Origin of the sequence: uncultured Pontibacter sp. (genome assembly GCF_947502515.1) — a bacterium.
GTDB lineage: Bacteria > Bacteroidota > Bacteroidia > Cytophagales > Hymenobacteraceae > Pontibacter.
In genome coordinates, this window is record NZ_CANNAI010000005.1 from 301077 (window position 1) to 315711 (window position 14635).

Sequence of the window (14635 nt, forward strand, 5' to 3'; positions counted from 1 at the left end):
AATTTATAAAAGATGCAAAAAGTGCTTTTTAAGCCTGTTTTGAGTGTTTTGTTGCTGAGGTGATGTTTGAAAAAAGTTACAAAAATTTTAAAAGTCCAAACTTTTTAATATGATTATAGATATTAATCATATAATTATACATATAATTATTAATCTAAAATATAAGATACAAGTTCGGTTTTAGATGGCAAATTCAGTGAAAATGCTTAATATATAAAATATAATATATTTAATAATGGGGGTTTAGCCGTTATGTTTTTTATAGATGTTATAACTTTGGATCGGTAGCTTGAGGATAAAAATCGGAGTCGTAAATCAGAGGAGGCAGTGCAAAACGTTAGACGGGGAATTTATCGCGAAGCCAGGTTAGTAAGCCAGTTACTGAAAACTAACGGACTTATCCGATCCTGAGGTAGGCGTTGTTATACGAGGACCAAGGGAGATATCATTCCTCTCTAGCTTAGATTTCCAGAGCTGATACTCTGCGCGCTCGCTTTCTTTTGTTATTTCACCTTCAATGAAGGTGTTGTTGCGCTCTTGGACTGTTCCATCCGGAAAATAATGGTTGTCGTTTCTGCCGTCCTGACCCATGATTCCGATCACATTGTTGCGGAAGGTGTTGTTGAAGGTCGATTTCTTTTTATAAAAGTCGTACCCATAGAGCCCTTGGGTCCACATCCTGAATTTTTCGCCATTCTCGAAGCGCGCGGCGTTTACGGCACGGTTGTCATAGATCTCTATGTTATTACCGCCGGCGATAGCGTAGTTATAGTTGCCGAGGTTTACCGTCTGGTTGTCGTGTATTTTTACATAGGCGGTAGCTACCTCCTTGGGATCGCCCATGCCGTCTTCGTGCCAGGAGTCAGCAATGATGCCACCACCTGAGTAGTCTTTGCTGTCAGCTGGGTAGGGATAGGCTCCCTGGATGTAGTTGTTATGGATGCGGATAGGTGAAGCCGGTGTGCCTCGTGAATTTGAAAGATTGATGTTGTCTTCTACAAGCGACTTGTTTGGCTCGTTGATTACTTCGTTCCAGGCAATCTCGGCATACTGTATTGAGTTGCGGAAATTGAACTGCACAAATTGTGACCGGTACCAGCCATCATAAATACGTCCATCAATGTTCCTGGCTTTGTTGTAGCGGATCTTGATGGTGTTGTTTGGGCTGCTGTCGCCCTTGTATGCATCACCTATGTAGATGCCGGCTGTATTCTCCATGTAGCAGTTCTCTACCACCACATGTTTGAAGTCGTTGACGATCAAAAAACGCCGTGGCTTCTCATATATAATCCATGGGGTGGGGGTGAGACCATAGCCTTTGGTATGTCTGACAGTAATATTGGCTGCGTGCCCCCAGCTTTTAATCAGGTAGCCGGCCCCTCTTATACTTGAATTCTCAATGATGACTGGTTCGGATGTCCTGATTTCCACAGCGGCCACCTCAGAATTTCTTGATTCCCAATTGCCGGAGTAGGTGCCTCCTTTACTAATCACGATCGGGTTGTCATAGCCAACCGTTGTGGCTTTGGCGCTCCTTTTGGCTCCGGGAAGGTGCCCCTGGGTATAATAGTAAGTAAAAAGCATTGCTACTACCAACAGGGGAATAGCAATGCTCAGTATTTTAATGTATGGTGAATCTAGCTTCAAATCAATTGTTTAGTAAACCAAGTGGTGCTACTTTAAAAAATAACCAAAGAGCCGGCGCGTGTAGCCATTCGCCAGGTGAAATGGGATGTAAGGCGTGGGGCAGTTCTTGAGTGTGAACCTGGTAAAGTCACGCAGGTTGCCGCCACCCTTCAAGTCAAACAAGTGCTTGTAGTAATTTTTAAAGCTCTTTTCACTTCTGATCTGTCGCTCACCGCTTTCTTCCGGATACGTGAGCAGTCTTGCATCATAATTCACATACAGCTCAAATCCGGCTCTTCTGGCAGTATGGGTATAGTCGTAATCGGCTATATAATGCGGGAAGCGGTCCTGGTCGAAGAGCCCTATCTTCTCAAATACTGCCCGAGGTATAAGCAGGCCTCTACCAGGCAGGTGCGTTACAGGGTGCAGGCCTTTCTGCTCTTCCGCTGATAGCGTTGGGAGTACTTCGTCGATGGTGTTCAACAGCCAGTTAAGCCGTTCTCCTCCAAAAATGGGCTGTTTTGTATTGGCGTCCATTTCGAGTGCCCCCAGCAGCGCAGCAGGTTTCTGCTCGTGCCAGTAATACATCTTTTCCAGCAGACGCTCATCCGTAATCACATCATTGTTCATGGTCATGATGAGTTGCGCATCTTGCTTCAGTGCATGCCGGATGCCCATGTTCACCCCAGCCGTCCAGAACAGGTTGCCACTGCCTTTGAGTACTTCCACTTCCGGAAACTCTTCCCGAAGCATATCTTCAGTACCGTCTGTTGAGCCATCGTCTACAATTATGACTTTAAAACGCTGGTCGGTTTGTTTTTTTAGAGACTGAAGACAGTCCCTGGTGTATTCTTTTCTGTTAAAAACAGGTATAACAATGCTTATCATATTATTCAGGTATAAAGCTTAGGTATGGGTACGGCTGCTGTTGCCAAATTTGCAACGAAACCTTGCAGACAGTACCGTCTACGAAAATATCAGCTTATGGAATAGTAGTTTTTTTACAAATTAAAGCTCAGCAGACTCTTTAGCTTGGAGCTTACCTTACCCTTAATCAAATGGTTAAAGTTCTTGGTGTCTGACTCGATATCACGCACGACAAAGCGAGGGTGGCGCAGCGGGAATGAGATTTCATTCTCTTTGATCTGTGCCTTGTTATCATGCGTGTTAAACGTGTGCGTGGCATCCTCACCGAATCCAATATTGCGGACCAGGTTGACTTCTGGCACAATACAGAGTCCTGAGTTGCTGTACACGGTAAACTCCCACTGATAATCCCAGATGTCTCCGTTCGGAATGCTGGCAAATGCCTCCTCGAGTTTGCTCAGGCGGTACGTCTCTTCAAACTTATTCAGGAAAAGCCCTTTCAGATAGCCTTTTTCTTTGAGCTCCGGGTAGGCTCTGAGGTTAAAATCGAATAGCTGCCAGGCTCTGCGCCAGGTAGCCCAGCCCCAGGCATTCACCTTGTTCGAGAAGTAATAGGAGTAGTCATTGTCCTTGCGCCAGCCATTCAGGTAGTTGTTGCCGCTGACATGCATGATGCGCGTGTCGTGCTTGTACTTTTCGAGAAGCTCCTGGCAGAACCAGAAAAAACTTTTAGAAGGCACACAATCATCTTCGAGAATTATGCCCGATTCTTCATGCTCGAAGAACCAGCTTATTGCCGTAGCCGGAGCTACACCACACTTCAGGTTTTTCTCCTGAAACAGCGTTTTCACTTCGCAGTCCCAGTCTACCTGTTCTACAATGCGTCGGGTTTCGGCGCACTTCTCTATATCTGTCTCCACACTAGGTCTCGGGCCGTCAGCGGCTACATACAGTCGCGAGGGCTTTACCTGTCGGATACGGTCGAATACTTGTTGTGTGGTATGAGCTCTATTGAATATGATTAGCAACACAGGTGTGTGCAAAGGGGTATTGGGAATAGAATTACTCATAATATTAAGGTATAACAATATGTTTGGAATTGTATACTGAAATCGCTGTCAGAAGTTGTTACGCTCAGGCAGCTGTTAATTTGCGGTACTGTCCAATTGCTTTTGCCTTCCAGCGGGAGCCGAAGTCGCGCAGGTAGGTCGTTCGCTCAACGCCATCTTCTTCCATGTACACAATCGTCCAGCCAAGTATGGCATAGTAGAATACGGGCAGCACGTAAGAGAAACCATACACGAAACCTGTACTGATAAATGCTACCAGGATGATCTGGTGCACGGTCATCGCTTTGGAACGCAAGCCTTTCGCAATAGCGTAAATAGGCATGATCGAGTAGATCGCCAATCCCACAAAACCTGTATAGAACAGCACATCGACATAAAAGCTATGGAAGTGATGCCCCTGGCCGTCGTCAAACACGGGTTCGTTGGTGTCGTCACGCCAGAACTGGATGGGCAGCTCGAAACCCTCGAAGCGCATGCCTATCAGCCAGTTATCCTGTATAAAGGGCAGGTATGACATCCATTGTATATAACGCCAGCCTCCCGTACCCTGCGAGTCAAAATTTTCGATGTCAGAAAAGCTCTCCTCTATTTTGGTGATGATCTCGGGGTTGGTGGAGAATAAAAAGGCGCTGCTCGCTATACCTGCTATGAGCATCACAATGCCGATGGGCATGAACTTGGCGACGAAGTTGATGGAAAGACCTGACTTGAATCGGATCAGCAGGTAGTAAACAATCAGAATGATTGCTGTCGAGATCCAGACGGTACGGTGCTGGAAGAACACGATAGACACCAGGATAAAGAAAGCCATGAACAAGCTGAAAAGCTTGCCCTCGAAAATGTACTTGCTCAGGAAATACATAAACGGAATGACCAGCATATAAACCGAGGAGGCGTATACTCCGCGCTCATGCGAGGTAAAGGCGCCGAGGCTCAGTTTATCGGGGTGCACCACAACCACACTAAGCCAGAAACCACCCAGGATGAACCAAACCAGATGCGAGAACTTGAGGTAAAAATTGCCTTTGTAAAAGGTATAGACAAAGAAGATAAAGTAAAACAGGAAAAGCTTCTGGAACACGTGCGGGTATACCATCGGGGTGCCATAGAAGTAATACGACTCAAAAACCATCGCGAACACATACAGCGTAGTAAGTCCAAACGCTACCCGCATTACAGGCGACATGCGCATGAAGTACACGGCGCTGTAGCCAAACGATAAGGCCGCCATACCTTTCATCAGCATGTTCAGCATGTTTCCCTGCGCCTCCAGGTTGTTCGGAAAGGCCAGCTCCGTGAACATGTTGTCCATGAGCAGGATCAGGGCGATGGGGATAATAAAGAGAAAGCTGTAGTTAATTTTCATTGTAGCGGGCAATCCAACATCTACTGCAGCTATTTGGCAGTGTGTATGGTGTTACGGTGTAAAGCGTCTTCAGGTTCGTACTGTGAGTTATCAGGCTGAATGGGTCTGCCCACTATGTCGCTGTAGTAAGCCAGGTGCTTGTCTATGATCACGTCCTCAGAAAAACTGGCACGGGCAAAAGCACGGCCTTTCTCCGTCATTTCCGCAGCCAGTTGCTCATCTTCCAGCAGCCGCAGCAGCGCAGCAGCTATGTCGTCGGGCGACTCCACATTGCAGAGCAGGCCAGCCTTACCATGGTCAAGCAGATCAGGTATAAAACCACTTTTACTGCCGCCTACTACAGGCGTGCCCCCCACCATGGCCTCCAGAGGCACCATGCCAAACGACTCCTCCCGGGCGGGGTGAAGCAGCACACGCGCATGCACTATTTGCTGATATACCTTGTCGAAAGGCAGCGGGCCTAAAAAGCGCACGCCTTCCGTCAGACCATTGGCTTGGGCATACTGCTGCGCCAGGCCACCTTCCTCCATGTCTACTCCTATTAAATGATAGGTCAGTTCGGGATGTCTGGCCCGTACCTGCGCAAAGGCATGGAGGGCATTCTGCACATTTTTGCGATGTGTAAAGCCCTGCACAGCGGTAGTGATGTAGTTACCCTTGATCAACGGCTCAGGTATACTCTCCTCCAGTTCGCTTGTGTAGAAATTGTCGATGATGCGCGTCTTTTTCTGTGTGCGCCTTGCCAATTGGTTATAGGTATAGGATGAGTTGGCAATAAGATACTTCGCCTTAGAGACTACAATGGAGTTGATTAACCAGCGCACCACCCGGAACATATCCGGAATGTTAAGCAGAATCTGGAACGCAACGTCGTGAAAACTGACGGCTGTTGGCTTCCCTGTTTTTAAGGCTGCCCAGGCATATTCATAGCTCCAGAATGCACTGATAAAATCTGCCGGATGAGCTACCATCATCTTACGAAGATCCTCAACCTCAAAAAGGAAGAGGCGACGGCCTGGCTGTGGTTTCTGGCGGCTAATGCAAACCTTGAGGTTGCCGCTCTCCAGCACCATTGGCTCCGCAATCTCGGTTGAGTTGGTATAGGCAATTACTTTAAAGCCTCTTTTCAGCAATGCATTGATGAAATGCGAGGTTAGAGGAAACGCATTGGTCTGAGGTAAGTTTTTATCTTTAAGATCCCAGTTAAGTATTTGTAAATTAACGGGTCCGGCTACTCCTATAGTCATTTGGTTTTATCCTAAGGTTATTTAGTATGCATTAGGTCAGACAAGGCTGGCTAACCGTCGACACATCTTTCATTTATACCTTGTTTATACATGCTCAGTTTCTTTTACCAAACTCTTTCTATATCGCATCAGCATTCTTCCATAGTAGGAGGTTGGATTGTCCTGTACGCCCAGCTTGGAAAAGATCATATGCAGCTGCTCTTTGAGTGCACTGTGCGGGAAGAGCAGTATCATGGCAAGAAATACAAAGGCACCCGTGATCATCTGTGCTAGCAGGATCACCAGGTGTGGCAGTTCCATGCCACGCAGCAAGGTGCTCACCAGGTATACGACTACAGCTACGACAGCACCATTCAGTAAACCTGGCAGGTATACCCGCAGCTGCTTCCAGTATGAGAGGTACAGTATTTTCTTCATCAGGGTCTGGTACATGCCGATCCGGATGAGCTCACTGATCAGCAGCGCAAAGCCGAAGCCTACCAGGCCATATTCTTTCAGTAGAAAGAATAAGCCACTGATCACAATGATCAGGGTTATCGTGATCACAATCTTCCAGTTAAGTACAGCCTTGGCATCGCACACGATGCCGGCAAACATGGTGATGAAGCTAAGCGGAATAGCCAGACTCAGCACCTGCAGCACAGGGATAGCTTCGACCCACTGGTCGCCCAGCACCACGTACACGATCTCGGGTGCCGCAATCATTATACCCAGGCAAACTGGTATGATCAGGGTCGCCAGCAGGGTAGTGCTGGAGAGGTATACCTTGGCCAGTTTGTCAGTTTCGGATTGCAGCTTGCTGAACGAAGGAAAGACAACACGCGATACGGTGCGCGTCAGGTTGTACATGGGCAGGTTGACAAGCATAAAGGCCCGGTTGTAGATACCCAGTCGGTAGGCACCAAATACACGGCCTATCAGAAGTGTGGCCAGTTCAGTGTAGATAAACTCAAAAAAACTGATGACAGACATTTTGCTGCCGTAGGCGAGCAGGGCTCTGTAAGCTTCCCACCGCACGACCGGCAGTACATTGTGACGTGCCATGGCGTACGCTCCCAGTGCCACCAGTGCCTGCTGTACCAGCGAGGCATACACAAGGCTCCATACCCCAAAATCCAGCCAGGCCAACAGAATACCCACTCCCAGGTATGAAACCACATAAGATCCCGTTTCTACGATGCTCAGTGCTTTGAATCGCATGTTGCGCTGCAGCAAGCTGGTCGCTGTGGCCGACACGCCCCCGACAACAAATGCCAGCGCCATGACACGCACAATAGGCACCACTTCCGGCATGTCGAATATCATGGTGGCATAAGGCGCCAGTGCCCAGGCCAGCACTGTAAATACAACACCCAGCAGAGCCGAGGAGGTAAACGCTGCTCGGATGTTCTCAGAGGTCAGTTCTTCTTTTTGGATGATAGCCTGGTTCAGGCCCAGATTGGCAAAATAGTAGCCGAAGCGCAGGATAACAGCTGAAAGGGCGACCAGACCAAAGGCTTCAGGAGCGAGTAAGCGAGCCATAGCCGAGGTATAGCCAATCTGCATCACGGCATTGGCAATGGTGCCAGCCGAGCTCCACTTCAAACCACTAACCGCCTTCGAAGCTAAATTTTTACTCATGTATAGATTCAGGTAATCGTGTCCTTCTCAAAAAAGGTGCTGCAGGAATCTGCATCCCACAGCACCTTTAAGATCAAGCGCACATGTATGTATTGCTTAGGCGCTATACGTAATAGTAGCTGCCTTTTTTCTTGTATCCGTATTCGTAGGTGTTGTTGTAGTCCAGGTCATTGATCACCATGTAGATGTTCTTCAGCTTTCGGGCTGCGTACAGTTCGTTCACCTGTGTGAGCATGTCCTTGCTGGTGTACTTGTGCTTCACTACATACAGGTTTACGTCCATGTGCTTCATCAGGATAAAGTACTCAGCCACAAATCCGATTGGCGGTGTATCGATCACCACATATTCGTACTGTTCCTTCAGCTTGGCGATCAGCTCAGCCATACGCTTGTGCTCCAACAGCTTGATGGCATTGTCAGGTATAGGACCGCAGGAAATAATATCCAGGTTCTCGATATCGGTTTTCTGAATCACTTCCTCCAGCGGCAGTCCCTGGCTCAGGTATGAGGACAGACCAGCCGCATTGTGCGTGTTAAAGTACTTGCCAAAAGTAGGCTTGCGCATATCCGATTCGATCAGGATGGTGCGTTTGCCGGCCATGGCCATCTCACTGCTCAGGTTGACAGAGGTAAAAGTCTTGCCCTCGCCTGACACCGATGAAGTCACGCCTACAATTTTGAAGTCGGTTTCGGACATCAGGTACTGCAGGTTAATACGGATGGACCTGAATGACTCGGCAATGGCAGAGCGCGGATTGTTTTTCACGGCGAGCTTGTCAGCTTTAGTGCCATGCGCGATCACGCCCAGGAACGGAATGTTGGTCACATTGTTCAGGTCATTCTTACCCTGTATAGTATTGTCTACATTGTCGAGCAGCACGATGAGGGCGGCAGGGATGATCAGGCCCAGTATGAAAGCCAGCATAAAGATCATCTTCGGCTTCACGTTCACCGGCCCGGCTCCCCACATTGCAGCCTTGTCGACTACTTTCTTGTCAGTGGTGTTCGTAGCCAATGCAATAGCCGCTTCGGCGCGTTTTTCGAGCAGGAAGTCGTACTTCTTGTTCACAAAGTCAGCCTGGCTCTGCAGTTCCATCAGGCGGCGCTCGTTCTCTGGCACCTTTGCAATGCTGGACTCCAGCTGATTGATGCGCTTGTCTACGTTCGCAATGGAGATGTCTGTAGAGCGCACCAGGTTGCGGATGTTTGCAATGATGGCATTGCGTGTGCTTTTGATCTCGCTTTCGATCACCCGGATGCGTGGGTTTTCGGCAGTAGCACTCACACTATAGGAGGCCTTCTGCTGGTTCAGGCGCGAGAGCTCGTTGAACAGGTTGGCCAGGTTAGGGTTCTGTATACCTGCCACAGCCGGCGACACAGCCTGCGTAAAGCTTTCGTCGTCTTCTATCTGGTCAAGCACCGTCACGTAGTACTGCTTCTCGGTTGTCAGCTTGGACCTTTCCATCTCCAACTGCGCCATTTTTTCGTAGCTGATGTTCGACTGCATGTCGATGTTGGCGATGCGGTTGGTAGAGCGGAAAGTAGAAAGAGCCTGCTTGCTCTGACGCAGCGAGTCTGTCAGGGTTGCGATCTGGCTATCAATGAATTCCAGTGTTTTCTGGCCATTCATGTTTTTCTCGTCCAAGTCACGCTTCACGTAAGTTTCCATCAGCGTGTTAAGGAAAAGCAACTCCTTCTGTGGAATGGCGCCTTTGGTGCTCAGTTCTAGTACACGTGCCTCACGCTCAATCGGCTTGACATGCAATGTGCTGGCATACTGGGCCACCTGGCTTTCCATGCTGTTGAGCACGAAATAGTGCTTCTTGGCGTCAATCTTGTCCTCAGGATTGGCTCGCTCAATCGTAATGCTCAGGTATTTGTCTTTGTAAGGCTTGCCAAACTCCAGCACTTTGGTGTAGTCTACCTCAGTAATGATCTGCTCAACGGTATGCTTTCTGAAATCATATAGAGGAGGAGTTTCAGCCTTTACAGTCAGTTCGTACTCTTTGTCGTTCAGCACACGCACCTCCAGCGGAATGTCCACTAATTGGAGCGAACTGGTGTCAAGGCGTACCACGAATGGAGCGTTTTCGTACTGCTCCTCTTTGATAAGGTCTATCCCCGTGTTGAGCCAGTGGTCAGGCACTTTATAGTACGACACCGAGAAATCAAGCTGCTTAAGGGTGCTGCGAATCATGTCGGCTGAGGTCAGAATGCCGACTTCATCTTCCACTTTGATCCCTTTATTCTGTACATCCAGTAGGTTCAGCAGCTCCTGTGCTTTTTTGGAACCGGTGTGCTGATCTCCCAGCAGAAGTGTTGACTTAAAAGCATAAATGCGGGTAGAGCTTTTAACATAGACATAAGCCCCTGCCAGTGCCACCAGTACAAAAGCCAGAAACAGATACCATCTGGTTCGGAACTTGAAAAGCCAGCTTCGCAGATCTATTTCGTGCTCTTTATTTTTTCGTTTCATGGAGGATTCTTACTTAAAATAATTCAGGATAACTGCCGCCGTAGAAATAACCCCCAATGCAATGGTGACCACGTTAAGCGACACCAGGTTGTCGCGTTTAACCTGCGCCACGGACGGCTCTACATACAGCACATCATTGGGCTGCATAAAGTAGTATCTAGATTGTACGATATTCGGGTCTTTAAGGTCGATAAGTACTACTTCAGATCCACCAGGGGTCTGGCGCACCAGCTTTACGTTCTCGCGGGCAGCACCGCGTGTCAGGTCACCCGCCATGCCGAGCGCGTCGAAGAGGGTAGCCCGCTCGTTGTACACAAAGTACTGGCCCGGACGGTTTACCTCTCCCAGCACACTTACTCTGAAGTTGATCAGCTTCACTACTACAGTCGCATTGGTGATGTAGCGGTCTACGTTGCGCTGAATCAGTTCCTGGGTTTGCTGCAGGGTAAGTCCTGACACCTTCACTTTGCCCACATTAGGAAGATTCACGTTGCCCTCGTCGTCCACGGAGTAGCCACTCAGGAACATGGTGCCCGGATCAGCAAAACCGAAGGCGCTTGAGGGGGGCACGATGTTGTATATATTGGATATTTCAGGTTCTAAACTCTGCACCTTAATAGAAAGCACATCGGCAGGCTGCAGCTGGTAAGGCTTGTAGCTGGTTTGCATAGAGGTTGCCGCTGTTTCTTTCAGGTTCTCATTTTGCATGTATACGAGCTCCTTTTTGCTCAGGCACGAAGAGGCGCTTATCAGTAGGAGTAGAAAGTATACGACTCGTCTCATTTGTTTTGGTTAGGGTGTTGTATATGGTGAAGATTGTATAGAGGCTGCTCATTTACAGCACTCCAGGGCTACATACTGTTTAAGGATGGCAGCATGCATACCCAAAAAATTGTATCAGCCATATATACTATAGGAGCCGCAAAAAGATTCTGATTTTGGAAAATATTATGTGCTTTTAATGTTGTGATTACTTGTTTTTTATTTTAAGTAGCTGATATTTAATATTTTGTGGAATGTAAAAAGTTTGTAAATTAAAATTTTAGAAAAGCAGTAGTGAAATTAGGGCGTTAAATTAATATAACTATATTATAAGTAAAGTGCAATTAATGTATGGAAAGGGGTGAATTAGAGAGATTAAATGAACAGGGAGGTTAGGTAGTAGGCAACCGGTGTTACTTGTAGATAGGGGGAGTGCAAAACAAAACCACCTTTCCCATACACGAGGTACAGAAAAGGTGGTTTCGATACATATATAAAGGGTATACAGTATGCTTAACTATTCAATCCATTTAGTGCGGCGATGTCTGGCGCGGGGCTCAGGCATCTGGCGATGTTTCAGTTTGTCAGACGTTTTGCGTATCAGCTGCTGCGAAAATCCTTCAGCATGCTCAATTATTCCACCTTTCAGCTTCCAGCCTTGCGGAAATAATACGGCAACCTCTGTTGCCAGTGTTTCGAGGTTAGGGGCTACTACTATATTGTATTCCATCTTGTGAGTAAATAAACAAACTATAGAACTAATATAGCGGATTATAACATAGGTTGTATGCGGGTGGCTACGGAAATTTAGTGAATGGGGTTACATTCAGAATAAAATTTAGCTGATTATTAAAATGATTCAAAATAAACATAGTGTTTTGGCTCTTTTTGCTGGATTAGTTCTATTTAGCTCCTCTTGTGGCGAAGCGTATTCTGAAAGTGGTGAGCTTATCCTCATTTGATTCGAGTGAAAACTGGAAGCCGTGGCTCAGCAAAATCTCCCGGATCATGGTCAGGCCGATGCCCTGGCCAGTTTCTTTGGTGCTGAAGAATGGCGTAAACAGCATGGGGCGGACATGCTCCGGTATACCTTCGCCATCGTCGGTGATGGTCAGGCAAGGCGGGTCCTGCTGCAGCTCCACCCAGATGTTTCCTTCTGACTTCACAGCTTCCATGGCGTTTTTGAGAATGTTGAGCAGGGCTTGTTCTATCTGCTGCTCGTCCATCGGTATGCAGAGGGGGGTAGCGGGAAGCAGTAGAGACAGAGTAATCTGTCGCTGCTCCAACTGTGGCAGCATCAGGCGCTCAAGCCGCTTCAGCAGCGCCTGTACCTGTACCGGCTTTTTGGAAGGGGGGGGCAGGCGAACTACATCGGCAAAGTTGGCCATGAACCTGCTCAGGTTGGTATTGCGGTCGATGGCTACCTGCAGGGCGTAAGTAAAATCTTCGCGGTGCTCCACTTCAATCTGTGGGGTATAGTACTGCACCGAATCCAGGATCGAGTTGATGGCGCCGGTCGAGTTGTTTACTTCATGCGACATCATCCGGATCACTTTTTCATAAGCCTGCCGCTCATTTTTGATAATAGCTTCAGTTAGTTCTTCCAACATAATAAAGGCACGCTGAAAGCCACGGTCGATGAAGTGGGCCCGGTGTGCCCTGAACGTCCGAATGCCATTGAGGCGGAAGGTATAGGGTTGTCCGGCTTGTACCTGCGTCAGCTCACGGGACCAGGTATTGGGCAGTTCTTCCAGTGCGCTGCCTTGCAATGTGTGGCCAGACAGACTCAGGTAACGCTCGGCGGCGGGGTTGATGCTTTCGATGAGGTCATCAAAGTCGAGGAGGATGATGCCGGCAGGAGAGGCTCGGATAATCTTATCGAGCAGAAAGCTTTTTTCAGCCTGTGCCACCCGTTCCTGCCGCAGCTGCTCAATCATGCGGTTGTACACGTCTACCAATTCATCCAACTCGGGCTGCCCCACCTGTACAAACTTTGTAGAGAAGTCCTTGTCGCGGATGGACTCTATACCTGCCCGGATCAGGTTGAGCGGTTTAAAGAAGGCAAAGTACAGGTTCACCGTTATCACAACAGAGATCAACACCAGCACCTCCATACCTATGAACAGCAGCTTGTTCTCCTGCAGCAGGAAGTAAGCCATAGCTGCTAGCAGGCCGTGTACTGCAACCGCAAAAAGGATGAACTTAGTCCTGAGATTCATAGGGGATGCCAAACTTTTCGAGGCGACGGTATAGTGCGGCCCTGCTCAGACCAAGCGCACGGGCTACTTTGCTAACATTGTTATGGTAATAGGCCATGGACTTTCGGATCATGGAGGCTTCCATCTCGTCAAGCGTCATGGTGCCCACGGCTGGCAGCGTTTTATCGCCAGCTTTTACAGGCCCCTGTTGCGACTGCGCCTGAAAATCCTCGGCACGCAGTATATCGTCCTCGGCAACCAGCACGGTCCGCTCCACCAGGTTCTTCAGCTCGCGTATGTTGCCAGGGAAGGTGAGCTCCTTCAGCCACTGCAGGGCTCGGGGGCTAACCTCCAACTCAGGCCGGTGGTAAGTCTGCTTCATGTTCTCCACAAAGAACTGCACCAGTAGCGGAATGTCATCCGGGCGCTCACGCAAAGCAGATATACGCACCTTGATCAGGTTGATGCGGTAGAAGAGGTCTTCGCGGAATTTGCCTTCCTCCACCATCTGCTCCAGGTTGCGGTTGGTAGCGCACACCACCCGGATGTCGAGTTTGCGGGAGCGACTGTCGCCAAGCACTTCGTAGGTGCGGTCCTGCAGCACGCGCAGCAATTTTACCTGGCTGTTCATGTCCAGCTCACCAATCTCGTCGAGAAAGATGGTGCCCTTGTTGGCCATCTCGAAACGGCCTACCCGGTCGGCTTTGGCATCGGTGAAGGCGCCTCGTTTGTGGCCGAACATCTCACTCTCAAAAAGACTGGCTGAAATGCCGCCCAGGTTCACCTTCACGAATGGCTGGGACTTGCGGAGGCTGTTGCGATGCACCGCCTCCGCTATCAGTTCCTTGCCCGTACCGCTTTCGCCTTCGATCAGCACAGAGGCATCGGTTGGGGCGATCTGCCCGATCCGCTTCAGTATCCGGAGCAGCTGCGGGTCCTGACCTACGATGTTCTTAAAATTATACTGCTGGTCGAGCTTTTTGCGGCTCAGGCCTTCATCTTTGGTTGGAGCCTGCTGCGACAGACTCAAAGCCGTGCGCACTGCCTGCACCAGGTAGTCGTTACTCCAGGGCTTGGTAATGAAATCTGCCGCACCCAGGCGCATACCTTCCACTGCCAGACTTATGGAGCCCCAGCCTGTGATGAGAATGACCGGTACCTGTGGCAGCTGCTGCTTGAAAGTCTCCAGCAGCCGAAGCCCGTCATGACCTGTCGTCTCAATGGAAAAGTTCATGTCCATGACCACGAGTTGTAGAGGATGTGCCTGCGCCACTTCAAGCGCCTCCCTCGGAGAGGCTGCTTCTTTAGTCTTGAAGCCGTGCTGCTTTAGCAAAATGCTCAAAGAGGCGCGAACGGCTATATCATCATCTATTATCAGGATCATGGAATGGGAGCTGCTAAAT

The 14635-nt window shown here is 48.8% G+C and carries 11 protein-coding genes; all 11 read right to left on the reverse strand.

All coding sequences use genetic code 11. From position 1 onward, the window contains the following. Nucleotides 1–378 precede the first annotated feature (378 nt). The 11 genes from Q1A54_RS14640 to Q1A54_RS14690 all read right to left on the reverse strand — a co-directional run bounded on the left by Q1A54_RS14640 (nucleotide 379) and on the right by Q1A54_RS14690 (nucleotide 14616). The gene (locus tag Q1A54_RS14640) at nucleotides 379–1647 is read right to left on the reverse strand and encodes a glycosyl hydrolase (protein ID WP_299989674.1); all 1269 of its coding nucleotides are present in this window, start codon (nucleotides 1645–1647) and stop codon (nucleotides 379–381) included. Between the two features lie 27 nt (nucleotides 1648–1674). Beyond that, entirely contained in the window at nucleotides 1675–2514 is an 840-nt protein-coding gene (locus Q1A54_RS14645) for a glycosyltransferase family 2 protein (protein WP_299989677.1), read from the reverse strand. A gap of 113 nt (nucleotides 2515–2627) precedes the next feature. Then, nucleotides 2628–3563: a nucleotide-diphospho-sugar transferase gene (locus tag Q1A54_RS14650; RefSeq protein WP_299989679.1), complete on the reverse strand. Its 936-nt coding sequence runs from the start codon at nucleotides 3561–3563 to the stop codon at nucleotides 2628–2630. A 64-nt stretch (nucleotides 3564–3627) separates the two neighbouring features. After that, on the reverse strand, nucleotides 3628–4929 hold the full coding sequence (locus tag Q1A54_RS14655; RefSeq protein ID WP_299989681.1) for an O-antigen ligase family protein: 1302 nt from the start codon (nucleotides 4927–4929) through the stop codon (nucleotides 3628–3630). Nucleotides 4930–4958: 29 nt separating this feature from the next. Next, nucleotides 4959–6176, reverse strand: coding sequence for a glycosyltransferase family 4 protein (locus Q1A54_RS14660; RefSeq protein ID WP_299989684.1), 1218 nt, complete (start codon nucleotides 6174–6176; stop codon nucleotides 4959–4961). Between the two features lie 84 nt (nucleotides 6177–6260). Continuing rightward, nucleotides 6261–7796, reverse strand: coding sequence for a lipopolysaccharide biosynthesis protein (locus Q1A54_RS14665; RefSeq protein ID WP_299989687.1), 1536 nt, complete (start codon nucleotides 7794–7796; stop codon nucleotides 6261–6263). A 103-nt stretch (nucleotides 7797–7899) separates the two neighbouring features. Continuing rightward, nucleotides 7900–10272: a polysaccharide biosynthesis tyrosine autokinase gene (locus tag Q1A54_RS14670; protein WP_299989689.1), complete on the reverse strand. Its 2373-nt coding sequence runs from the start codon at nucleotides 10270–10272 to the stop codon at nucleotides 7900–7902. 9 nt (nucleotides 10273–10281) lie between these two features. Beyond that, entirely contained in the window at nucleotides 10282–11055 is a 774-nt protein-coding gene (locus Q1A54_RS14675; protein ID WP_196120984.1) for a polysaccharide biosynthesis/export family protein, read from the reverse strand. 496 nt (nucleotides 11056–11551) lie between these two features. After that, nucleotides 11552–11764 carry a hypothetical protein gene (locus tag Q1A54_RS14680; protein WP_299989694.1) on the reverse strand — a complete coding sequence of 71 codons (213 nt, stop codon included), beginning with the start codon at nucleotides 11762–11764 and terminating at the stop codon, nucleotides 11552–11554. A gap of 172 nt (nucleotides 11765–11936) precedes the next feature. After that, entirely contained in the window at nucleotides 11937–13253 is a 1317-nt protein-coding gene (locus Q1A54_RS14685; RefSeq protein WP_299989697.1) for an ATP-binding protein, read from the reverse strand. Continuing rightward, entirely contained in the window at nucleotides 13237–14616 is a 1380-nt protein-coding gene (locus tag Q1A54_RS14690) for a sigma-54 dependent transcriptional regulator (protein WP_299989700.1), read from the reverse strand. The genes Q1A54_RS14685 and Q1A54_RS14690 overlap by 17 nt, the downstream gene beginning before the upstream one ends. Between the last annotated feature and the right edge of the window lie 19 nt (nucleotides 14617–14635).

Bases quoted from the DNA above. Each gene is read 5' to 3' on its own strand.
- Q1A54_RS14645 (WP_299989677.1), bottom strand. From the start codon at position 2,514: ATGATAAGCATTGTTATACCTGTTTTTAACAGAAAAGAATACACCAGG.
- Q1A54_RS14665 (WP_299989687.1), bottom strand. From the start codon at position 7,796: ATGAGTAAAAATTTAGCTTCGAAGGCGGTTAGTGGTTTGAAGTGGAGC.
- Q1A54_RS14680 (WP_299989694.1), bottom strand. From the start codon at position 11,764: ATGGAATACAATATAGTAGTAGCCCCTAACCTCGAAACACTGGCAACA.
- Q1A54_RS14670 (WP_299989689.1), bottom strand. From the start codon at position 10,272: ATGAAACGAAAAAATAAAGAGCACGAAATAGATCTGCGAAGCTGGCTT.
- Q1A54_RS14685 (WP_299989697.1), bottom strand. From the start codon at position 13,253: ATGAATCTCAGGACTAAGTTCATCCTTTTTGCGGTTGCAGTACACGGC.
- Q1A54_RS14650 (WP_299989679.1), bottom strand. From the start codon at position 3,563: ATGAGTAATTCTATTCCCAATACCCCTTTGCACACACCTGTGTTGCTA.
- Q1A54_RS14690 (WP_299989700.1), bottom strand. From the start codon at position 14,616: ATGATCCTGATAATAGATGATGATATAGCCGTTCGCGCCTCTTTGAGC.
- Q1A54_RS14675 (WP_196120984.1), bottom strand. From the start codon at position 11,055: ATGAGACGAGTCGTATACTTTCTACTCCTACTGATAAGCGCCTCTTCG.
- Q1A54_RS14660 (WP_299989684.1), bottom strand. From the start codon at position 6,176: ATGACTATAGGAGTAGCCGGACCCGTTAATTTACAAATACTTAACTGG.
- Q1A54_RS14655 (WP_299989681.1), bottom strand. From the start codon at position 4,929: ATGAAAATTAACTACAGCTTTCTCTTTATTATCCCCATCGCCCTGATC.